At 67.6% G+C, this 19,767-nt stretch carries 32 protein-coding genes; all 32 read left to right on the top strand.

Annotated elements, in window-relative coordinates:
- Nucleotides 1–254: 254 nt before the first annotated feature.
- The 32 genes from rpsL (at nt 255) to rpsK (ending at nt 19,686) form a co-directional block, all read left to right on the top strand.
- Nucleotides 255–629 carry a 30S ribosomal protein S12 gene (rpsL, locus tag ACH5HR_RS13645; RefSeq protein WP_106267324.1) on the top strand — a complete coding sequence of 125 codons (375 nt, stop codon included), beginning with the start codon at nt 255–257 and terminating at the stop codon, nt 627–629.
- On the top strand, nt 629–1,099 hold the full coding sequence (gene rpsG / locus ACH5HR_RS13640) for a 30S ribosomal protein S7 (protein ID WP_106267322.1): 471 nt from the start codon (nt 629–631) through the stop codon (nt 1,097–1,099). The genes rpsL and rpsG overlap by 1 nt, the downstream gene beginning before the upstream one ends.
- Nucleotides 1,100–1,212: 113 nt before the next feature.
- Nucleotides 1,213–3,315, top strand: a complete 2,103-nt coding sequence (gene fusA, locus ACH5HR_RS13635) for an elongation factor G (RefSeq protein ID WP_416478319.1) — start codon at nt 1,213–1,215, stop codon at nt 3,313–3,315.
- A gap of 127 nt (nt 3,316–3,442) precedes the next feature.
- The gene (gene tuf / locus ACH5HR_RS13630; protein WP_402372490.1) at nt 3,443–4,639 is read left to right on the top strand and encodes an elongation factor Tu; all 1,197 of its coding nucleotides are present in this window, start codon (nt 3,443–3,445) and stop codon (nt 4,637–4,639) included.
- Nucleotides 4,640–5,106: 467 nt separating this feature from the next.
- Nucleotides 5,107–5,415 (top strand): 30S ribosomal protein S10, encoded by a 309-nt coding sequence (gene rpsJ / locus ACH5HR_RS13625; RefSeq protein ID WP_013837837.1) that lies wholly within the window; start codon nt 5,107–5,109, stop codon nt 5,413–5,415.
- An 11-nt stretch (nt 5,416–5,426) separates the two neighbouring features.
- Nucleotides 5,427–6,080, top strand: a complete 654-nt coding sequence (rplC, locus tag ACH5HR_RS13620) for a 50S ribosomal protein L3 (RefSeq protein WP_402372488.1) — start codon at nt 5,427–5,429, stop codon at nt 6,078–6,080.
- Between the two features lie 5 nt (nt 6,081–6,085).
- Nucleotides 6,086–6,796, top strand: a complete 711-nt coding sequence (gene rplD / locus ACH5HR_RS13615; RefSeq protein WP_402372485.1) for a 50S ribosomal protein L4 — start codon at nt 6,086–6,088, stop codon at nt 6,794–6,796.
- A complete protein-coding gene (rplW, locus tag ACH5HR_RS13610) occupies nt 6,793–7,095 on the top strand; it encodes a 50S ribosomal protein L23 (protein WP_106267314.1) in 303 nt (100 codons plus the stop codon). The genes rplD and rplW overlap by 4 nt, the downstream gene beginning before the upstream one ends.
- Nucleotides 7,096–7,126: 31 nt before the next feature.
- A complete protein-coding gene (rplB, locus tag ACH5HR_RS13605) occupies nt 7,127–7,963 on the top strand; it encodes a 50S ribosomal protein L2 (RefSeq protein ID WP_402372482.1) in 837 nt (278 codons plus the stop codon).
- Nucleotides 7,964–7,977: 14 nt separating this feature from the next.
- A complete protein-coding gene (rpsS, locus tag ACH5HR_RS13600) occupies nt 7,978–8,259 on the top strand; it encodes a 30S ribosomal protein S19 (RefSeq protein ID WP_036953289.1) in 282 nt (93 codons plus the stop codon).
- 43 nt (nt 8,260–8,302) lie between these two features.
- Entirely contained in the window at nt 8,303–8,671 is a 369-nt protein-coding gene (gene rplV, locus ACH5HR_RS13595; RefSeq protein ID WP_106267310.1) for a 50S ribosomal protein L22, read from the top strand.
- The gene (rpsC, locus tag ACH5HR_RS13590; protein WP_402372478.1) at nt 8,671–9,522 is read left to right on the top strand and encodes a 30S ribosomal protein S3; all 852 of its coding nucleotides are present in this window, start codon (nt 8,671–8,673) and stop codon (nt 9,520–9,522) included. The genes rplV and rpsC overlap by 1 nt, the downstream gene beginning before the upstream one ends.
- A 3-nt stretch (nt 9,523–9,525) precedes the next feature.
- Complete coding sequence (rplP, locus tag ACH5HR_RS13585) at nt 9,526–9,945, top strand: 50S ribosomal protein L16 (protein ID WP_106267307.1); 420 nt, start codon at nt 9,526–9,528, stop codon at nt 9,943–9,945.
- Nucleotides 9,945–10,184: a 50S ribosomal protein L29 gene (gene rpmC / locus ACH5HR_RS13580; protein WP_402372475.1), complete on the top strand. Its 240-nt coding sequence runs from the start codon at nt 9,945–9,947 to the stop codon at nt 10,182–10,184. Before rplP ends, rpmC begins: the two co-directional genes overlap by 1 nt.
- Before the next feature lie 7 nt (nt 10,185–10,191).
- Complete coding sequence (gene rpsQ / locus ACH5HR_RS13575) at nt 10,192–10,476, top strand: 30S ribosomal protein S17 (protein WP_277208556.1); 285 nt, start codon at nt 10,192–10,194, stop codon at nt 10,474–10,476.
- 133 nt (nt 10,477–10,609) lie between these two features.
- Entirely contained in the window at nt 10,610–10,978 is a 369-nt protein-coding gene (gene rplN / locus ACH5HR_RS13570) for a 50S ribosomal protein L14 (protein WP_106267302.1), read from the top strand.
- A gap of 2 nt (nt 10,979–10,980) precedes the next feature.
- A complete protein-coding gene (gene rplX / locus ACH5HR_RS13565) occupies nt 10,981–11,322 on the top strand; it encodes a 50S ribosomal protein L24 (RefSeq protein WP_402372471.1) in 342 nt (113 codons plus the stop codon).
- Between the two features lies 1 nt (nt 11,323).
- Complete coding sequence (gene rplE, locus ACH5HR_RS13560) at nt 11,324–11,908, top strand: 50S ribosomal protein L5 (RefSeq protein ID WP_402372468.1); 585 nt, start codon at nt 11,324–11,326, stop codon at nt 11,906–11,908.
- A 1-nt stretch (nt 11,909) separates the two neighbouring features.
- Nucleotides 11,910–12,095 (top strand): type Z 30S ribosomal protein S14, encoded by a 186-nt coding sequence (locus tag ACH5HR_RS13555; RefSeq protein WP_013837851.1) that lies wholly within the window; start codon nt 11,910–11,912, stop codon nt 12,093–12,095.
- A gap of 79 nt (nt 12,096–12,174) precedes the next feature.
- Nucleotides 12,175–12,573: a 30S ribosomal protein S8 gene (rpsH, locus tag ACH5HR_RS13550; RefSeq protein WP_402372465.1), complete on the top strand. Its 399-nt coding sequence runs from the start codon at nt 12,175–12,177 to the stop codon at nt 12,571–12,573.
- A gap of 19 nt (nt 12,574–12,592) precedes the next feature.
- Nucleotides 12,593–13,129, top strand: coding sequence for a 50S ribosomal protein L6 (rplF, locus tag ACH5HR_RS13545; protein ID WP_402372462.1), 537 nt, complete (start codon nt 12,593–12,595; stop codon nt 13,127–13,129).
- Complete coding sequence (gene rplR, locus ACH5HR_RS13540; RefSeq protein WP_402372459.1) at nt 13,129–13,500, top strand: 50S ribosomal protein L18; 372 nt, start codon at nt 13,129–13,131, stop codon at nt 13,498–13,500. The genes rplF and rplR overlap by 1 nt, the downstream gene beginning before the upstream one ends.
- A 37-nt stretch (nt 13,501–13,537) precedes the next feature.
- Entirely contained in the window at nt 13,538–14,200 is a 663-nt protein-coding gene (gene rpsE, locus ACH5HR_RS13535) for a 30S ribosomal protein S5 (RefSeq protein WP_416478315.1), read from the top strand.
- Nucleotides 14,200–14,382, top strand: a complete 183-nt coding sequence (gene rpmD / locus ACH5HR_RS13530) for a 50S ribosomal protein L30 (protein WP_106267288.1) — start codon at nt 14,200–14,202, stop codon at nt 14,380–14,382. The genes rpsE and rpmD overlap by 1 nt, the downstream gene beginning before the upstream one ends.
- A gap of 2 nt (nt 14,383–14,384) precedes the next feature.
- On the top strand, nt 14,385–14,858 hold the full coding sequence (gene rplO / locus ACH5HR_RS13525; RefSeq protein WP_402372454.1) for a 50S ribosomal protein L15: 474 nt from the start codon (nt 14,385–14,387) through the stop codon (nt 14,856–14,858).
- 343 nt (nt 14,859–15,201) lie between these two features.
- Nucleotides 15,202–16,500: a preprotein translocase subunit SecY gene (gene secY / locus ACH5HR_RS13520; protein ID WP_402372451.1), complete on the top strand. Its 1,299-nt coding sequence runs from the start codon at nt 15,202–15,204 to the stop codon at nt 16,498–16,500.
- Between the two features lie 80 nt (nt 16,501–16,580).
- Nucleotides 16,581–17,138: an adenylate kinase gene (locus tag ACH5HR_RS13515; RefSeq protein ID WP_402372944.1), complete on the top strand. Its 558-nt coding sequence runs from the start codon at nt 16,581–16,583 to the stop codon at nt 17,136–17,138.
- 60 nt (nt 17,139–17,198) lie between these two features.
- On the top strand, nt 17,199–18,014 hold the full coding sequence (gene map, locus ACH5HR_RS13510; RefSeq protein WP_416478366.1) for a type I methionyl aminopeptidase: 816 nt from the start codon (nt 17,199–17,201) through the stop codon (nt 18,012–18,014).
- 211 nt (nt 18,015–18,225) lie between these two features.
- Nucleotides 18,226–18,447 carry a translation initiation factor IF-1 gene (gene infA / locus ACH5HR_RS13505; RefSeq protein WP_012867920.1) on the top strand — a complete coding sequence of 74 codons (222 nt, stop codon included), beginning with the start codon at nt 18,226–18,228 and terminating at the stop codon, nt 18,445–18,447.
- Nucleotides 18,448–18,531: 84 nt separating this feature from the next.
- On the top strand, nt 18,532–18,645 hold the full coding sequence (rpmJ, locus tag ACH5HR_RS13500; RefSeq protein ID WP_088289657.1) for a 50S ribosomal protein L36: 114 nt from the start codon (nt 18,532–18,534) through the stop codon (nt 18,643–18,645).
- Between the two features lie 181 nt (nt 18,646–18,826).
- Nucleotides 18,827–19,201 carry a 30S ribosomal protein S13 gene (rpsM, locus tag ACH5HR_RS13495; RefSeq protein ID WP_402372448.1) on the top strand — a complete coding sequence of 125 codons (375 nt, stop codon included), beginning with the start codon at nt 18,827–18,829 and terminating at the stop codon, nt 19,199–19,201.
- A gap of 80 nt (nt 19,202–19,281) precedes the next feature.
- Nucleotides 19,282–19,686, top strand: coding sequence for a 30S ribosomal protein S11 (rpsK, locus tag ACH5HR_RS13490; protein ID WP_402372445.1), 405 nt, complete (start codon nt 19,282–19,284; stop codon nt 19,684–19,686).
- Nucleotides 19,687–19,767 lie beyond the last annotated feature (81 nt).

Genomic DNA, 19,767 nt, shown 5'->3' with positions numbered 1-19,767 from the left:
CGTCCGAGAAGTGCTCCAGAGCATCTCTCGGGAGAGTCGCCGGAGGCGCCGCCGATGCGTGCACGAGCATCCCGGATGACTGCTCGGACCGTTCGCGAGAACGGGGGAGCGGACCCGGGCCATCGAGCCGGTGGTAAGTGGCGTTGCGGTCCGTGAGGATCGCGGGTGCCGCCTGCGATCGGCACGCACAAGCCAGACAGACCACCGTCGAGGGCCGACAGGCCCTCGTGAGCTCGAGAGACGACGGAGACGTAGTGCCTACGATCCAGCAGCTCGTCCGCAAGGGCCGGACCTCGAAGGCCGGGAAGTCGAAGACCCCGGCCCTCAAGGGTTCCCCTCAGCGGCGCGGCGTGTGCACCCGTGTGTACACCACCACCCCCAAGAAGCCGAACTCCGCGCTCCGCAAGGTCGCGCGTGTGAAGCTTTCCTCCGGTATCGAGGTCACGGCCTACATCCCGGGTGTCGGCCACAACCTCCAGGAGCACTCGATCGTGCTCGTGCGCGGCGGCCGTGTGAAGGACCTTCCCGGTGTCCGCTACAAGATCGTGCGCGGCGCGCTCGACACCCAGGGTGTCAAGGGCCGTCAGCAGGCGCGTTCCCGGTACGGCGCGAAGAAGGAGAAGGCCTGATGCCTCGTAAGGGTCCGGCCCCCAAGCGGCCGCTCATCGTCGACCCCGTCTACGGGTCGCCCGTCGTGACGCAGCTGATCAACAAGGTCCTGCTCGACGGTAAGAAGTCCACCGCCGAGTCGATCGTCTACGGCGCCCTCGAGGGTGTTCGTGACAAGACCGACCAGGACCCGGTCGTCGTCCTCAAGCGTGCGCTCGAGAACGTCCGTCCGGCCCTCGAGGTCCGCTCCCGCCGAGTCGGCGGCGCGACCTACCAGGTCCCGGTCGACGTCCGGCCGTCGCGGTCGACGACGCTCGCTCTGCGCTGGCTCACCGACTTCTCGCGCGCTCGTCGCGAGAAGACGATGACCGAGCGTCTGATGAACGAGATCCTCGACGCCTCGAACGGCCTCGGTGCCGCGGTCAAGCGCCGCGAGGACATGCACAAGATGGCCGAGTCCAACAAGGCCTTCGCGCACTACCGCTGGTGATGCGCTCGGACGACCTCGGGAGCATCCCGGGGTCGTCCGCGGATCTGGAGCCGGCAGACGCCGGGTCTCCGCACCGGTTCCCGACGTCCCACTGACCCGAGGGGTAAGACACCGTGGCACTCGACGTGCTGACCGACCTGAAGAAGGTCCGCAACATCGGCATCATGGCCCACATCGATGCCGGAAAGACCACCACCACCGAGCGCATCCTGTACTACACGGGTGTCAACTACAAGATCGGTGAGACGCACGACGGTGCGTCGACGATGGACTGGATGGAGCAGGAGCAGGAGCGCGGCATCACGATCACGTCCGCCGCGACGACCTGCTACTGGGGCGACAATCAGATCAACATCATCGACACCCCGGGGCACGTGGACTTCACCGTCGAGGTGGAGCGTTCGCTCCGCGTCCTCGACGGTGCCGTCGCCGTGTTCGACGGCAAGGAGGGCGTCGAGCCCCAGTCGGAGACCGTGTGGCGTCAGGCCGACAAGTACGACGTGCCGCGCATCTGCTTCGTCAACAAGATGGACAAGCTCGGTGCCGACTTCTACTTCACCGTGAAGACGATCGTCGAGCGCCTCAAGGCGAAGCCGCTGGTCATCCAGCTGCCGATCGGTGCGGAGAACGACTTCACCGGCGTCGTCGACCTGCTCCAGATGAAGGCGCTGGTCTGGCACGGAGAGACCAAGCTCGGCGAGACCTATGAGGTCGAGGAGATCCCCGCCGACCTCCAGGCCAAGGCCGAGGAGTACCGCGCCGAGCTCATCGAGGCCGTCGCGGAGACGGACGAGGAGCTGCTCGAGAAGTACCTCGGTGGCGAAGAGCTGACGATCGACGAGATCAAGGGCGGCATCCGCAAGCTCGTCGTCAACTCGGAGGCCTTCCCGGTCCTCTGCGGCTCGGCGTTCAAGAACAAGGGCGTGCAGCCCATGCTCGACGCCGTCATCGACTACCTTCCGTCGCCGCTCGACGTCCCGCCCGTCCAGGGTCACGACGCCAAGGACGAGGAGAAGATCATCGAGCGTCACTCGGACGCCTCGGAGCCCTTCTCCGCGCTGGCGTTCAAGGTCGCCTCGCACCCGTTCTTCGGCAAGCTCACCTACGTCCGGGTCTACTCGGGCAAGGTCGAGCAGGGCGCCCAGGTCTACAACACGACCAAGGGCAAGAAGGAGCGCATCGGGAAGCTCTTCCAGATGCACTCCAACAAGGAGAACCCGGTCCCCGAGGCCCAGGCCGGCCACATCTACGCGTTCATCGGGCTCAAGGACACCACCACCGGTGACACCCTGAGCGCCTCGGACTCCCAGGTCATCCTCGAGTCGATGACCTTCCCGGAGCCCGTGATCGACGTGGCCATCGAGCCGAAGACCAAGGCGGACCAGGAAAAGCTCTCCACGGCGATCCAGAAGCTCGCCGAGGAGGACCCGACGTTCCGCGTCAAGCTGGACGAGGAGACCGGCCAGACCGTCATCGGCGGTATGGGCGAGCTCCACCTCGACATCCTCGTCGACCGCATGAAGCGGGAGTTCAAGGTCGAGGCCAACGTCGGCAAGCCGCAGGTCGCGTACCGCGAGACGATCCGTCGCAAGGCGGAGAAGATCGACTACACGCACAAGAAGCAGACCGGTGGTTCGGGTCAGTTCGCGAAGGTCCAGGTGACCTTCGAGCCGCTGGAGACCACGGAGAACGAGCTCTACGAGTTCGCCAACGCGGTCACCGGCGGTCGGATCCCGCGTGAGTACATCCCGTCGGTGGACGCGGGTATCCAGTCGGCCATGCAGCAGGGTGTGCTGGCCGGGTTCCCGGTGGTCGGTGTCAAGGCCACGCTCCTCGACGGTGCGTACCACGACGTCGACTCCTCGGAGATGGCGTTCAAGATCGCTGGATCCATGGTGTTCAAGGAGGGTGTCCGGCGCGCCGACCCGGTGCTGCTGGAGCCCATCATGGCCGTCGAGGTGCGCACGCCCGAGGAGTACATGGGCGAGGTCATCGGCGACATCAACTCACGCCGTGGGATGATCCAGTCCATGGAGGACGCGACGGGCGTCAAGGTCGTGCGCGCCCAGGTACCGTTGAGTGAGATGTTCGGGTACATCGGGGACCTGCGTTCCAAGACGCAGGGCCGCGCCGTGTACTCGATGCAGTTCGACAGCTATGGCGAGGTTCCCAAGGCCGTGGCTGAGGAGATCATCAAGAAGACCCGGGGCGAGTGAGTCCCCACAGGTCGAACACCTGCACAACCATCAACCTGTAGGAAACCGCAACGCCCCGAGGGTTTAGGCTTGATCGGCCGACACTCGCAACGTTCGGAACATCTACCCAAGTCCCAGGAGGACCCCAGTGGCTAAGGCCAAGTTCGAGCGGACCAAGCCGCACGTCAACATCGGCACCATCGGTCACGTCGACCACGGTAAGACGACGCTGACGGCCGCGATCTCGAAGACGCTCGCCGAGACGTACCCCGACCTCCCGTCGAACCAGCTGAAGAACTTCGACGAGATCGATGCCGCGCCCGAGGAGAAGCAGCGCGGTATCACGATCAACATCTCGCACATCGAGTACGAGACGCCGAACCGTCACTACGCTCACGTCGATGCGCCGGGTCACGCCGACTACATCAAGAACATGATCACCGGTGCGGCGCAGATGGACGGTGCCATCCTCGTGGTCGCCGCGACGGACGGCCCGATGGCCCAGACGCGCGAGCACGTCCTCCTGGCCCGCCAGGTGGGCGTCCCCTACCTGCTCGTGGCGCTCAACAAGTCCGACATGGTCGAGGACGAGGAGCTCCTCGAGCTCGTCGAGATGGAGGTCCGCGAGCTGCTGTCGTCGCAGGAGTTCGACGGCGACAACGCTCCGGTCGTCCGCGTCTCCGGCCTCAAGGCGCTCGAGGGTGACCCCGAGTGGACCAAGAAGGTCCTGGAGCTCATGGAGGCCGTGGACGAGAACGTCCCCGAGCCGCAGCGTGAGCTCGACAAGCCGTTCCTCATGCCCATCGAGGACGTCTTCACGATCACCGGTCGTGGCACCGTCGTCACCGGCAAGGTGGCGCGTGGCACGCTCGACATCAACTCCGAGGTCGAGATCGTCGGCATCCGCTCCCCGCAGAAGACGACGGTCACCGGTATCGAGACCTTCCACAAGCAGATGGACCAGGCGCAGGCCGGCGACAACACCGGTCTCCTCCTGCGTGGCCTCAAGCGCGAGGACGTCGAGCGTGGCCAGGTCGTCGTGAAGCCGGGTTCGATCACCCCGCACACGAACTTCGAGGCGCAGGTCTACATCCTGGGCAAGGACGAGGGCGGCCGCCACAACCCGTTCTACTCGAACTACCGTCCGCAGTTCTACTTCCGGACCACGGACGTCACCGGCGTCATCACGCTGCCCGAGGGCACCGAGATGGTCATGCCCGGCGACAACACCGACATGTCGGTCGAGCTGATCCAGCCGATCGCCATGGAGGAGGGCCTCGGCTTCGCCATCCGTGAGGGTGGTCGCACGGTCGGTTCCGGCCGTGTCACCAAGATCGTCAAGTGATCACCTGATCACTCGGTGATCGTGGGGAGCTGAGCTCCACCGGTCCGTCCGAGGCCCGGGCCCCCGCGGGGGCCCGGGCCTCGGGTGCGTCCGGCGTCACACCCCGGAGGAGTTGGTCTCCCGGCTCCCCGTATGGCAAGATGGTCAAGTTGCCTGTCACGGGCGCGTTCTTTCTCGTGTCGAACAGTGTGTAGCACCGCGGTGCACGTCACGGCCTCAGGCCGGTGGCGGCGCCTGGAGCGGTCCCCCTCCTCGGAGGGGATCGTGGGGATGCCTGCTGTCGATACGCGGAACGCCCCACGGACACACGTCTCGACAGGCTGGACATACGTCGTGGTCCGCGCAGCGGTCCACAATCAACGGCCCCAACGCCGGACAGGTGTGTGCCCGAGCGTCTCGCGCTATGCGACACGCCCGAGCGCGGGGGTCGGACATTAGCGGTTCGAGAGAGAGAGTCAGACGACGCCATGGCGGGACAGAAGATCCGCATCCGGCTCAAGTCCTACGACCACGAGGTCATCGACAGCTCGGCGCGCAAGATCGTCGACACGGTGACACGCGCTGGTGCGACGGTCGTGGGTCCGGTGCCGCTGCCGACGGAGAAGAACGTCTTCACCGTCATCCGGTCGCCTCACAAGTACAAGGACAGCCGTGAGCACTTCGAGATGCGCACGCACAAGCGCCTGATCGACATCATCGATCCCACGCCGAAGGCGGTCGACTCGCTCATGCGCATCGATCTGCCGGCTGACGTGAACATCGAGATCAAGCTCTGAGGCTGGAGATCATGACCAACCAGCAGAAGAACATGACCGCGGTGCTCGGCACCAAGCTCGGCATGACGCAGACGTGGGACGACGCGGGCAAGCTCGTGCCGGTCACCGTCGTCGCCGTCCCCACCAACGTGGTGACGCAGGTCCGCGACGCGGAGGCCGACGGCTATGCAGCCGTCCAGCTCGCCGCCGGCCAGATCGACCCGCGCAAGGTCACCAAGCCGCTCAAGGGCCACTTCGAGAAGGCCGGCGTCACGCCGCGCCGTCACCTCGTCGAGGTCCGTACCGACAACGCCGGTGAGTACACGACCGGTCAGGAGATCACCGCCGAGGCCTTCGAGGCCGGGACCGTGGTCGACGTCGTCGGAACCACCAAGGGCAAGGGCACCGCCGGCGTCATGAAGCGTCACGGCTTCGCCGGCGTGGGCGCCTCGCACGGTGCGCACCGCAACCACCGCAAGCCGGGTTCGATCGGCGGCGCCTCCACGCCCTCGCGCGTGTTCAAGGGCATGCGGATGGCCGGTCGCATGGGCCACGCCCGCAAGACCGTCCAGAACCTGACCGTCCACGCGGTCGACGCGGAGAAGGGTCTGCTGCTCGTCAAGGGCGCGGTCCCCGGCCCCAAGGGCGGCATCGTCCTCGTCCGTACCGCCGCGAAGGGAGCCTGAGACAGATGGCTAACCTGAACGTCGACGTGCTCGACGCCACCGGCAAGAAGTCCGGCACCGCCGAGCTCCCCGCCGAGGTCTTCGACGTCGCCACGAACGTCCCGCTGATCCACCAGGTGGTCGTCGCCCAGCGCGCTGCGTCGCGTCAGGGCACCGCGTCCACCAAGACCCGCGGCGAGGTTCGCGGCGGTGGCCGCAAGCCGTACAAGCAGAAGGGCACCGGCCGCGCCCGTCAGGGTTCGACCCGCGCCCCGCAGTTCGCCGGCGGTGGCACCGTCCACGGCCCGCAGCCGCGCAAGTACGACCAGCGCACGCCGAAGAAGATGAAGGCGGCCGCCCTGCGCGGTGCTCTCTCGGATCGCGCTCGCGCGGGCCGCGTGCACGTGGTGTCGGGCTTCGGTGTCGACGGTGTCCCGTCGACCAAGACCGCGCTCGGCACGATCGCCAAGCTGACGGACCGTAAGCACGTGCTGGTCGTCACGGAGCGCTCGGACGAGCTGACCATCAAGTCGCTCCGCAACGTCGAGCAGGTCCACCTGCTGACCGCGGACCAGCTGAACACCTACGACGTGCTCGTCTCCGACGACGTCGTCTTCACGCAGGGCGCGCTCGACGCGTTCCTGGCGGGCCCGACCACGGGCAAGTCGGTGAAGGCGGTCGCGACGGAGGGCGAGGCCGAGGTCGAGGCTGCATCCGAGAAGGAGGCCACCAAGTGACCGCCGTGACGAAGGACCCGCGCGACATCTTGATCGCGCCGGTCGTCTCCGAGAAGTCCTACAACCTCCTCGACGAGGGCAAGTACACCTTCGTCGTGGACCCGGACGCCAACAAGACCGAGATCAAGATCGCGGTCGAGCAGGTCTTCGGTGTCAAGGTCGCCTCGGTGAACACGATCAACCGCAAGGGCAAGACGCGTCGTACGCGTTACGGCCTGGGCAAGCGCAAGGACACGAAGCGTGCGATCGTCACCCTCCGCGAGGGTTCGATCGACATCTTCGGTGGTCCGGTCGGCTGAGCCGGACGAGAGCAGATCGAGGACAACTTCCATGGGAATCCGTAAGCACAAGCCGACGACGCCCGGCCGCCGTGGCTCGAGCGTTGCCGACTTCGTCGAGATCACGCGCTCTGAGCCGGAGAAGTCGCTGGTTCGTCCGCTGTCGAAGACCGGCGGTCGCAACAACTCCGGTCGGATCACGACCCGCCACAAGGGTGGTGGCCACAAGCGCGCCTACCGCGTGATCGACTTCCGTCGTCACGACAAGGACGGCGTGCCGGCCAAGGTCGCGCACATCGAGTACGACCCGAACCGCACGGCGCGCATCGCGCTGCTGCACTACGCGGACGGCACCAAGCGCTACATCGTGGCGCCGAACAAGCTGTCGCAGGGTGACACCGTCGAGGCCGGTCCCGGCGCCGACATCAAGCCCGGCAACAACCTGCCGCTGCGCAACATCCCGACCGGTACCGTGCTGCACGCCGTCGAGCTCCGCCCCGGCGGCGGCGCGAAGATCGCCCGCTCCGCGGGTGCGTCCGTGCAGCTCGTCGCGAAGGAAGGGCCGTACGGCCAGCTGCGCATGCCGTCCGGCGAGATCCGCAACGTCGACCTGCGCTGCCGCGCGACGGTCGGCGAGGTCGGCAACGCCGAGCAGTCGAACATCAACTGGGGCAAGGCCGGACGTAACCGCTGGAAGGGCATCCGCCCGACCGTCCGCGGTGTCGTCATGAACCCGGTCGACCACCCCCACGGTGGTGGTGAGGGCAAGACCTCCGGTGGTCGCCACCCGGTCAGCCCCTGGGGTCAGCCCGAGGGCCGGACCCGCCGTCCGAACAAGTCGAGCGACAAGATGATCGTCCGCCGTCGCCGCACCGGCAAGAAGCGCTGATAGGAGCCTGACAGATGCCTCGTAGCCTGAAGAAGGGCCCCTTCGTCGACGACCACCTGCAGAAGAAGGTGGACGTCCAGAACGAGAAGGGGACCAAGAACGTCATCAAGACCTGGTCCCGTCGGTCGGTCATCACGCCCGACTTCCTCGGTCACACCTTCGCCGTGCACGACGGTCGCAAGCACACCCCGGTCTTCGTGACCGAGGCGATGGTCGGCCACAAGCTCGGCGAGTTCGCTCCCACGCGGACCTTCCGCGGCCACGTGAAGGACGACAAGAAGGGCCGCCGCCGCTGAGCGGGGCGACCCTGACGGTCTGAGAAAAGGAAGCAGGACAGCAATGGAAGCCAAGGCGCAGGCGCGGTTCGTCCGTGTCACGCCCCAGAAGGCCCGGCGCGTCGTGGACCTCATCCGTGGCAAGCAGGCCGTCGAGGCCGTCGCGGTGCTGAAGTTCGCGCCGCAGGCCGCGAGCGAGCCGGTCCGCAAGGTCGTCGAGTCCGCTGTGGCGAATGCCAGGGTCAAGGCCGACCGCGCGAGCGAGCGCTTCGACGAGACCGAGTACGTGGTCTCCGAGGTGTACGTGGACGAGGGCCCGACTCTCAAGCGGTTCCGACCGCGGGCCCAGGGGCGTGCGAGCCAGATCCTCAAGCGCACCAGCCACATCACCGTGGTCGTCGCACCGCGTGAGCAGAAGGAAGGGGCCCGATAGTGGGGCAGAAGATTCACCCGCACGGGTACCGCCTCGGCATCACCACCGACCACCGGTCGCGCTGGTTCGCCGACAGCACCAAGCCTGGGCAGCGGTACCGCGACTACGTCCGTGAGGACGTCGAGATCCGGAAGCTCATGAGCACCGGTCTCGAACGGGCCGGCATCTCCAAGGTCGAGATCGAGCGCACCCGTGACCGTGTTCGCGTGGACATCCACACGGCACGTCCGGGCATCGTCATCGGCCGTCGTGGTGCTGAGGCCGACCGCATCCGCGGTGAGCTCGAGAAGCTCACCGGCAAGCAGGTGCAGCTCAACATTCTCGAGGTCAAGAACGCGGAGATCGACGCTCAGCTCGTCGCGCAGGGCATCGCCGAGCAGCTGGCGAGCCGTGTCTCTTTCCGCCGCGCCATGCGCAAGGGCATCCAGTCCGCGCAGCGCGCCGGTGCGAAGGGCATCCGCGTCCAGGTCGCCGGCCGCCTCGGCGGCGCCGAGATGAGCCGGTCGGAGTTCTACCGCGAGGGCCGCGTGCCCCTGCACACCCTCCGCGCGAACATCGACTACGGCTTCTTCGAGGCCCGCACGACCTTCGGCCGCATCGGCGTGAAGGTCTGGGTCTACAAGGGCGACATGACCGAGAAGGAGTTCGCCGCGCAGCAGGCCGCCGCCGGTCCGCGCCAGGGCCGTGGTGGCCGTGGCGGACCCGAGCGTCGTGGTGGCCCGCGCCGCAACGACCGCAACGAGCGTCCGTCGCAGCCGAAGCAGCAGCCCGCTGCCGAGGCCCCCGCTGCGTCCGACGCGCCGGCCCCGGCCGAGCAGGCCGCGGCCCCAGAGTCCGGAACGGAGGCCTGAGTCATGCTGATCCCGCGCAGGCTCAAGCACCGCAAGCAGCACCACCCGAAGCGCTCCGGCATGGCCAAGGGTGGCACCACGATCTCGTTCGGCGACTACGGCATCCAGGCTCTCGAGCCCGCCTACGTCACGAACCGCCAGATCGAGGCTGCTCGTATCGCGATGACCCGCCACATCAAGCGTGGCGGCAAGGTCTGGATCAACATCTACCCGGACCGCCCGCTCACGAAGAAGCCTGCCGAGACCCGCATGGGTTCCGGTAAGGGTTCGCCCGAGTGGTGGGTCGCCAACGTCAAGCCCGGCCGCATCGTCTTCGAGCTGGCCGGAGTCCCTGAGGAGCTTGCTCGCGAGGCCCTTCGCCGCGCGATGCACAAGCTCCCGATGAAGTGCCGTTTCGTGGTGCGCGAAGGTGGTGCGAACTGATGGCAATCGGTACCCAGGGGCTTGCCCCGGCCGACCTCGACGGCTTCGACGACGAGGCTCTCGTCGCGAAGCTCAAGGAGCAGAAGCAGGAGCTCTTCAACCTGCGCTTTCAGGCCGCCACCGGCCAGCTCGAGTCGCACGGCCGCCTCAAGGCGGTCAAGCGTGACATCGCGCGGATCTACACGGTCCTGCGCGAGCGCGAGCTCGGCATCCGTACGGCCCCGAGCGTGAGTGAGTGAGGCACTGATGAGCGAGAACACCGAGACGGTGACCACCGAGGAGCGGGCAACCCGCAAGGTGCGTCGCGGATACGTCGTCAGCGACAAGATGGACAAGACCATCGTCGTCGAGGTCGAGGACCGCGTGAAGCACCCGCTCTACGGCAAGGTCATGCGCCGTACCAACAAGGTCAAGGTGCACGACGAGCAGAACTCCGCCGGCATCGGCGACCTGGTCGTCATCATGGAGACCCGCCCGCTGTCCGCGACCAAGCGGTGGCGACTGGTGGAGATCCTCGAGAAGGCCAAGTAAGACAGTCCTTCCCGGTGGGGGCGCGGTGTGACACACGTATGCGTCGGGTCCCCACCACAGCAACTATCCGTTCGGCAAGGCTCGCCTGGGACAGCCCGGGCCGAGAACCAGCTCGACGACAGGAGATCAATCGATGATCCAGCAGGAGTCGCGACTGCGGGTCGCCGACAACACGGGTGCCAAGGAGATTCTCTGCATCCGCGTTCTCGGTGGATCCGGACGTCGCTACGCCGGTATCGGCGACACCATCGTCGCCACCGTCAAGGACGCGATCCCGGGCGGCAACGTGAAGAAGGGCGACGTGGTCAAGGCCGTCATCGTCCGGACCGTCAAGGAGCGCCGTCGTCCCGACGGTTCCTACATCAAGTTCGACGAGAACGCCGCCGTCATCCTCAAGACCGACGGCGAGCCGCGTGGAACGCGCATCTTCGGCCCCGTCGGCCGTGAGCTGCGTGACAAGCGGTTCATGAAGATCATCTCGTTGGCCCCGGAGGTGCTCTGACCATGGCGAAGATCAAGAAGGGCGACCAGGTGATCGTGATCGCCGGTCGTGACAAGGGCCTGACGGGCCGCGTGCTCGAGGTGCTCACCGACAGCGACCGTGTCATCGTCGAGGGCATCCAGCGCGTGACCAAGCACGTGAAGGCCGGCCAGACGTCGCGTGGCACCCGCACGGGTGGCATCGAGACCGTCGAGGCGCCGATCCACGTCTCCAACGTGATGCTGGTCGACCCCGAGGACAAGAAGCCGACGCGCGTCGGGTTCCGTCTCGAGGAGGTCGAGCAGGACGGTCGCACGCGTACCGTGCGCGTCCGCTACGCCAAGCGTTCCGGGAAGGACATCTGATATGGCTGCGACGACTCACGACGAGGTCATCGAGGCCCCGGCACTGCCTCGTCTCAAGCAGAAGTACCGCGAGGAGATCCTCGCCGCGCTCCAGGAGGAGTTCGGTCACTCGAACCTCCACCAGGTCGCCGGTCTGACGAAGATCGTCGTCAACATGGGCGTCGGAGACGCGGCGAAGGATTCGAAGCTCATCGAGGGCGCGATCCGCGACCTGACCGCGATCACCGGTCAGAAGCCGCAGATCAACCGAGCGAAGAAGTCCATCGCGCAGTTCAAGCTGCGTGAGGGCATGCCGATCGGTGCGCACGTCACGCTGCGCGGCGACCGCATGTGGGAGTTCCTCGACCGGCTGCTGTCGGTCGCGCTGCCGCGTATCCGCGACTTCCGCGGCCTGAGCCCGAAGCAGTTCGACGGGCACGGCAACTACACGTTCGGTCTCACGGAGCAGTCGATGTTCCACGAGATCGACCAGGACAAGATCGACCGGGTCCGCGGTATGGACATCACGGTCGTGACCACGGCGACGACCGACGACGAGGGCCGCTCCCTGCTGCGCCGTCTCGGTTTCCCCTTCAAGGAGAGCTGACATGGCGAAGAAGGCCCTGATCAACAAGGCGAACGCCAAGCCGAAGTTCGCCGTGCGCGCCTACACCCGGTGCCAGCGGTGCGGTCGTCCGCACTCGGTCTACCGCAAGTTCGGCCTGTGCCGGATCTGCCTGCGGGAGATGGCCCACCGCGGTGAGCTCCCCGGCGTCACCAAGAGCAGCTGGTAAAACAACTACGCCGCAGGTCCGTGCGGTGCTCCGCTGAGCACCGCACGGATACCCCGGCGAGGAAGGGCTGGAGCCCGATATGACTATGACCGACCCGATCGCAGACATGCTGACGCGTCTGCGTAACGCGAACTCGGCGCACCACGACACGGTCACGATGCCGTTCTCGAAGCTGAAGTCGCGGATCGCGGAGATCCTGCAGGCCGAGGGTTACGTCACCGGCTGGACCGTCGAGGACGCGAAGGTGGGCAAGAACCTCACCATCAACCTCAAGTACGGCCCGACCCGCGAGCGCGCCCTCACCGGCGTGCGGCGCGTGTCCAAGCCTGGTCTGCGTGTCTACGCGAAGTCCACCAATCTGCCCAAGGTCCTCGGCGGCCTCGGCGTGGCCATCCTGTCCACCTCCTCCGGCCTCCTGACTGACCGTCAGGCGCAGGACAAGGGTGTGGGCGGCGAAGTCCTCGCCTACGTCTGGTAATCGGAAAGGAGAGACGCCAATGTCTCGAATCGGCAAGCTCCCCGTTCCGGTCCCGGCCGGCGTGGATGTCACCATCAGCGGCGCACTCGTGACTGTGAAGGGCCCCAAGGGGTCCCTCGAGCACTCGGTGCCCGCCCCCATCACGGTCGAGCAGGAGGACGGCGCCCTCAAGGTCGCTCGTCCCGACGAAGAGCGTGAGTCCCGTGCCCTGCACGGCCTCACCCGCACCCTGCTGGCCAACATGATCACCGGCGTGACCAACGGCTACGAGAAGAAGCTCGAGATCGTCGGCACCGGTTACCGCGTGACCGCCAAGGGCAGTGACCTCGAGTTCGCCCTCGGCTTCTCGCACCCGGTGAAGGTCACCGCCCCGGAGGGCATCACCTTCGCGGTCGAGAGCCCGACGAAGTTCTCGGTGTCCGGCATCGACAAGCAGCAGGTGGGCGAGGTCTCGGCGAACATCCGTAAGATCCGCAAGCCCGAGCCGTACAAGGGCAAGGGTGTGCGCTACGCCGACGAGGTCGTCCGTCGCAAGGTCGGAAAGGCTGGTAAGTGATGGCTCTCAAGGTTCTGGGCAAGGGCAAGAGCGTCGCTCGTCAGCGCCGTCACCTTCGCCTGCGCAAGAAGGTCAAGGGCACCACGGAGCGTCCGCGCCTCGTCGTGACCCGCTCCTCGCGCCACATGGTGGTGCAGGTCGTCGACGACACGGTCGGCAAGACCGTGGCGTCCGCCTCGACGCTCGAGGCCGACCTGCGCGCCTCCGGCGACGACAAGACCGCCAAGGCCCGCAAGGTCGGCGAGCTCGTCGCCGAGCGTGCCAAGGCCGCCGGGATCGACGCCGTGGTCTTCGACCGCGGCGGCAACAAGTACCACGGTCGGGTGGCTGCGGTCGCCGACGGCGCCCGCGAAGGCGGTCTGGCGCTGTGATGACGACCACTTTCGCACGGAAGATGAGGATCCTCTGATGGCTGCAGGGCAGCGCAACACCGGCGCCCCCCAGGGCGCCAACGAGTCCAAGAACGACGGTCGCCGCTCCAAGCGCGACGACCGCCGCAACAACCCCCGCGACGACAAGAACGCCTTCGTCGAGCGCGTGGTCACGATCAACCGCGTCTCCAAGGTCGTCAAGGGTGGTCGTCGCTTCAGCTTCACCGCCCTGGTCGTCGTGGGTGACGCCGACGGGACCGTCGGCGTCGGCTACGGCAAGGCCAAGGAGGTGCCCTCGGCGATCGCCAAGGGTGTCGAGGAGGCGAAGAAGAACTTCTTCCGCGTCCCGCGCATCCAGGGCACCATCCCGCACCCCATCCAGGGTGAGGAGGCTGCCGGCGTCGTGTTCCTGCGCCCGGCCTCCCCGGGTACCGGTGTGATCGCCGGTGGTCCGGTGCGTGCCGTGCTGGAGTGCGCCGGTATCCACGACGTGCTGAGCAAGTCGCTCGGTTCCTCGAACGCGATCAACATCGTCCACGCCACCGTCGCGGCCCTCAAGGGCCTCGAGGAGCCGGCCGCCGTGGCCGCGCGCCGTGGTCTGCCGCTCGAGGACGTGGCTCCGGCCCCGCTCCTGCGTGCCCAGGCCGCCGGTCTCGCCGCGAAGGGCGAGAAGAAGGCCGACGAGAAGGTGGGTGCGTGATGGCTCGCCTGAAGGTCACCCAGGTCAAGTCCGCCATCGGCGGCAAGCAGAACCAGCGTGACACGCTGCGGACCCTCGGCCTCAAGCGGATCGGCGACACCGCCGTGAAGGAGGACCGCCCGGAGATCCGTGGCATGGTCACCACGGTGGCGCACCTCGTCACCGTCGAGGAGGTCGAGTGATCATGGCCGACAGCACCGAGAAGAACGCGGCGGCCCAGCCGCTGAAGGTCCACCACCTGCGTCCGGCTGCCGGCGCCAAGAAGGCCAAGACCCGTGTGGGTCGTGGTGAGGCGTCGAAGGGCAAGACGGCGGGCCGCGGTACCAAGGGTACGAAGGCTCGCTACCAGGTTCCCGCGGGCTTCGAGGGCGGGCAGGTTCCCCTGCACATGCGCCTGCCGAAGCTCCGTGGCTTCAAGAACCCGTTCCGCGTCGAGTACCAGGTCGTGAACCTGGACAAGCTTGCCGCGCTGTACCCCGAGGGTGGCTCCGTCACCGTCGAGGGCCTCGTCGCCAAGGGCGCGGTCCGTTCGGGTCAGCCGGTGAAGGTGCTCGGCACGGGCGAGGTCACCGTGAAGCTGGAGATCGCGGTCGACGCGGTCTCGGCGTCCGCCAAGGAGAAGATCCTTGCGGCCGGTGGCTCCGTCTCGGAGGACTGAGAACTGACGGAAGGGCCGGTGGCGCACGCGCGCTGCCGGCCCTCCGTGCTGTCCCGGCACGGGTGACGACCGGTCCGGGACGACCTCTCGAAGCGACCGAGATCGGACGATCTGCTACTTTCGTCCGACGCACGTGGCACAGGTCACTTCCTGAGGCACGTAGAATCCGTCACGGTCCGTTCTGCTCGCGACGTTCGCTGCGCGAGCGGTGATCGTCGGGAATCCCGGCCGGACCACGACCGAGTCGGTGCGCCGACGCCGCGGCTACGGCCGCGACGGGGCGCGCCACACCTCGCCGGACTCCGGCGACACGACACCCCGCCGCGGCGGGTCAGGAGGATAGGTGCTCAGCGCATTCGGCCGGGCTTTCCGGACACCGGACCTGCGGCGCAAGCTGCTGTTCACGATCGCCATCATGGCGCTCTTCCGCGTGGGGTCGTTCATCCCGACCCCGGGCGTCGACTACGGCAACGTCCAGCAGTGCGTGGCGACGCTCGAGGGCGAGACCTCGCTGCTCGGCCTCGTCAACACCTTCAGTGGTGGCGCGCTCCTGCAGCTGTCGGTCTTCGCGCTCGGGATCATGCCGTACATCACGGCGAGCATCATCACGCAGCTGCTGCGAGTCGTCATCCCGCGCTTCGAGGCCCTCCACAAGGAGGGGCAGTCGGGCCAGGCGAAGCTGACCCAGTACACGCGCTACCTCACCATCGCCCTGGCGATCCTGCAGTCGACCACGATCATCACGACGGCGCGCACCGGGCTGCTGTTCCCGGGCTGCGGCCTCGACGTCGTCGTCGACGACAGCTTCATGACGGCGGCGCTCATGGTGGTGACGATGACTGCCGGCACCGGCCTCGTGATGTGGATGGGCGAGCTCATCACCGAGAAGGGGATCGGCAACGGCATGTCGCTGCTGATCTTCACCTCGATCATCGCGAGCTTCCCGACGGCGCTGTGGTCGATCGCCGGCGGTGCGAACGGCGCGCTGAACTTCATCATCATGATCCTGGTGATCGTCCTGGTGATCGGCATCGTCGTCTTCGTCGAGCAGTCGCAGCGCCGGATCCCGGTGCAGTACGCCAAGCGCATGGTGGGTCGCCGCATGTACGGCGGGACCAGCACCTACATCCCGATCAAGATCAACATGGCCGGCGTCATCCCCGTGATCTTCGCCGCCTCGATCCTGGCGATCCCCGCGCTGCTCGCCCAGTTCGGCGACCAGACCGCCGACTGGGTCGTCTGGATCTCCAACAACATCGCTCAGCAGAACCAGGCGCTGTACATCGCGCTGTACGTCCTGATGATCATCTTCTTCGCGTTCTTCTACACGTCGATCACGTTCAACCCGGACGAGGTCGCGGACAACATGAAGAAGTACGGGGGCTTCATCCCCGGTATCCGCGCCGGCCGGCCCACGGCCGAGTACCTCGACTTCGTGATCACCCGGATCACGTCGGCGGGCGCGCTCTATCTCGCCATCGTCGCGCTCATCCCGACGCTGGTGCTGGTCCTCCTGGGCGTCACGACGAACATCCCGTTCGGTGGCACGTCGATCCTCATCATCGTCGGCGTCGGCCTCGAGTTCGTGAAGCAGGTCAACTCCCAGCTCCAGCAGCGACACTACGAAGGGTTCCTCCGTTGACCGAGACGAACACCCCGACCACCCGCCGCGAGCTCCACGGCGCCCCCAGCGCCGAAGGACCTGTCACGCGTCTGGTGATCATGGGCCCACAGGGGGCCGGCAAAGGCACCCAGGCGGCCCGCCTCGCGGAGATCTTCACGATCCCCGCGATCTCCACCGGAGACATCTTCCGTGCCAACATCGCGGGCGGCACGGAGCTGGGCAAGCTCGCGCAGGAGTACTCGGCCAAAGGTGAGCTGGTCCCCGACGAGATCACGGACTCGATGGTCCGCGACCGCCTCGCGGAGGACGACGTCCGGGGCGGTTTCCTCCTGGACGGCTACCCGCGCAACGCCCACCAGGTGGAGGCGCTGGACGGGATCCTGGCCGACCTCGGCTGGGAGCTCGACGGCGTCATCGAGCTGACCGCGGAGCGGGACGAGCTGCTGGAGCGCATCGCGAAGCGCGCGGAGACCGAAGGTCGCGAGGACGACACCCCCGCGGCGATCGAGCGTCGGCTGGACATCTACGACGCCGAGACGGCGCCGCTCACGGCGGCCTACGCAGAGCGGGGCATCCTCGCCCAGGTCGACGGTCTCGGGGACATCTCCGAGGTCACGGACCGCATCGTCGCCGCGCTCGCCCAGCAGCTCGGCTGAGCCGGCGTGTTCCGTCCCCGGCCGCGGATCGAGCTCAAGAGCCTCGACCAGGTGCGTCTCATGCGGCGTGCCGGGCTGGTCGTGGCGGACGCGCTCGCCGCGGTGCGTGCGGCGGCGCGCCCGGGCACGACGACGGCTGACCTGGACGCCGTGGCCGCCGCGGTGATCGCCGAGGCCGGCGCCGAGCCGTCCTTCCTCGGGTACCACGGTTTCCCGGCGTCGATCTGCACGTCGGTGAACGAGGAGGTCGTCCACGGCATCCCCGGCCGGCGCGTGCTCGCGGCCGGCGACCTGGTCTCCGTGGACTGCGGTGCGACCGTGGAGGGGTGGCACGGCGACTCCGCGCTCTCCTTCCTCCTGGGGGAGTCGGGTGCGGTGGACGTCGACGATCCGTCCGGCGGCGGTGACGTGGCCGGGCAAGGGCTCGTCCGGGCCACGCGTACCGCGATGTGGGCCGGCATCGCGGCGCTCGCCGAAGGCCGTCGTGTCGGGGACGTCGGGGTGGCGGTCGAGGCGTCGGTCGAGCTGTCCGCCGAGCTGCTGGGCACCGGGTACGGCCTCGTCGAGGAGTACACGGGCCACGGCATCGGCACGGCGATGCACCAGCCGCCGGACGTCCTCAACTTCGCGGCCTCGGACCGCGGCCCGCGGCTGCGTCCTGGCATGTGCCTGGCGGTCGAGCCGATGGTCACGCTCGGCGGCGCGGGGACCCGCGTGCTCGAGGACGACTGGACGGTGGTCACGACCGACGGGTCACGGGCAGCGCACTGGGAGCACACGGTCGCCGTCCTGGACGGGGGAGTGGCGGTGCTGACCGCTGCCGACCTGGGCGCTTCGGGCCTCGAGCCCTTCGGCGTCGGCCCGGTCCCGCTGTGACCGAGGTCAAGGTTGCTGTTCGGGCCGGATGGAGTAGGATTGCCTGTCGGGTGTAGTCCGTCGTGCGCGCTGTCCCGAGCTCGGGACAGCGGCCTGCCGAACGGAAGCACGCGATCCACGTTCCTGACGTCCTGTCCTGGTGCCGCCACGACAGGTCGGAGGCGCGTGGCAGCAGTCCGTCGAGAGACACAGACGAGAGTTAGCGGAGGACATGGCAAAGAAGGACGGTGTCATCGAGATCGAGGGCAGCGTGGTCGAGGCCTTGCCGAACGCGATGTTCCGCGTGGAGCTGGCCAACGGGCACAAGGTTCTCGCACACATCTCGGGCAAGATGCGGCAGCACTACATCCGGATCCTCCCCGAGGACCGGGTCGTCGTGGAGCTCAGCCCGTACGACCTGTCCCGTGGCCGGATCGTCTACCGCTACAAGTAGTCGTCATCCCCCCACCCGATCTACATCGCCGCCTGTGCGGCCGGCCCCGCACGGGTCGGCCAGGGAGGCGGCGGAGGAACACTGATGAAGGTCAAGCCGAGCGTCAAGAAGATCTGCGACAAGTGCAAGGTGATTCGCCGGCACGGTCGCGTCATGGTGATCTGCGAGAACCAGCGCCACAAGCAGCGCCAGGGCTGATCGCAGCAGCATGACTTCGTGGTCGTCCTGATCCAGGACGACCACGCACAGCGCACCAGCACGAACTCGACCGCCCTCCGAGGCGGCGGGGGAACCTCCGGTCCAGGGGCCGGGGCCCGCGGTCATCGCGGGAGGCGGGTGCGGGAGACCTCTGGAGAGCAGTACAGGAGCCGAGAGGCACATGGCACGTCTTGTCGGCGTAGACCTCCCCCGCGAGAAGCGGATCGTGGTCGCGCTCACCTACATCTACGGCGTCGGTCGTACCCGCGCCGAGCAGACCGTCGCAGCGACGGGGATCTCCCCGGACGCGCGCGTGAAGGAGCTCGGCGACGCCGAGCTCGTCGCGCTGCGCGACTACCTCGAGGGGAACTACCAGCTCGAGGGTGACCTCCGTCGCGAGGTCGCTGCCGACATCCGCCGCAAGGTGGAGATCGGTACTTACCAGGGTCTGCGTCACCGTCGCGGACTGCCGGTGCGCGGTCAGCGCACCAAGACCAACGCGCGTACCCGCAAGGGCAAGAAGCGCACCGTCGCGGGCAAGAAGAAGGCCCGCTGACGCCAGCAGTCCGTGGAGCGCGTCAGCCCGCCTGACGTCCGCCCCGGTCCGACGACCTCAGACCAGGAGTATTTGCAGATATGCCTCCCAAGACTCGCGCAAGCGCCGCGCGCAAGCCCCGCCGCAAGGACAAGAAGAACGTCCCGCTCGGCCAGGCGCACATCAAGAGCACCTTCAACAACACCATCGTGTCGATCACGGACCCCTCGGGTGCCGTCATCTCGTGGGCGTCCGCCGGCCACGTCGGCTTCAAGGGCTCCCGCAAGTCGACCCCGTACGCCGCACAGCTGGCCGCCGAGTCGGCCGCCCGCCGCGCGCAGGAGCACGGCGTCAAGAAGGTCGACGTCTTCGTCAAGGGCCCGGGTTCCGGTCGTGAGACCGCCATCCGCTCCCTGCAGGCGACCGGCCTCGAGGTCGGCTCGATCCAGGACGTGACGCCCCAGGCGCACAACGGCTGCCGCCCCCCGAAGCGTCGCCGCGTCTGATCGTCTGGACTGGCGGGGGGGGGGGGGGGGGCCCCCCCCGCCCGCCCCCCCCCCCCCCGCGCGGGGGGGGGGGGCCCCCCC

It is taken from the genome of Isoptericola maris, assembly GCF_048065335.1.
Taxonomy (GTDB): Bacteria; Actinomycetota; Actinomycetes; order Actinomycetales; family Cellulomonadaceae; genus Isoptericola; species Isoptericola rhizosphaerae.
The sequence above is the reverse complement of the archived record's forward strand: the minus strand, read 5'-3'. Positions and strand labels throughout refer to the sequence as shown.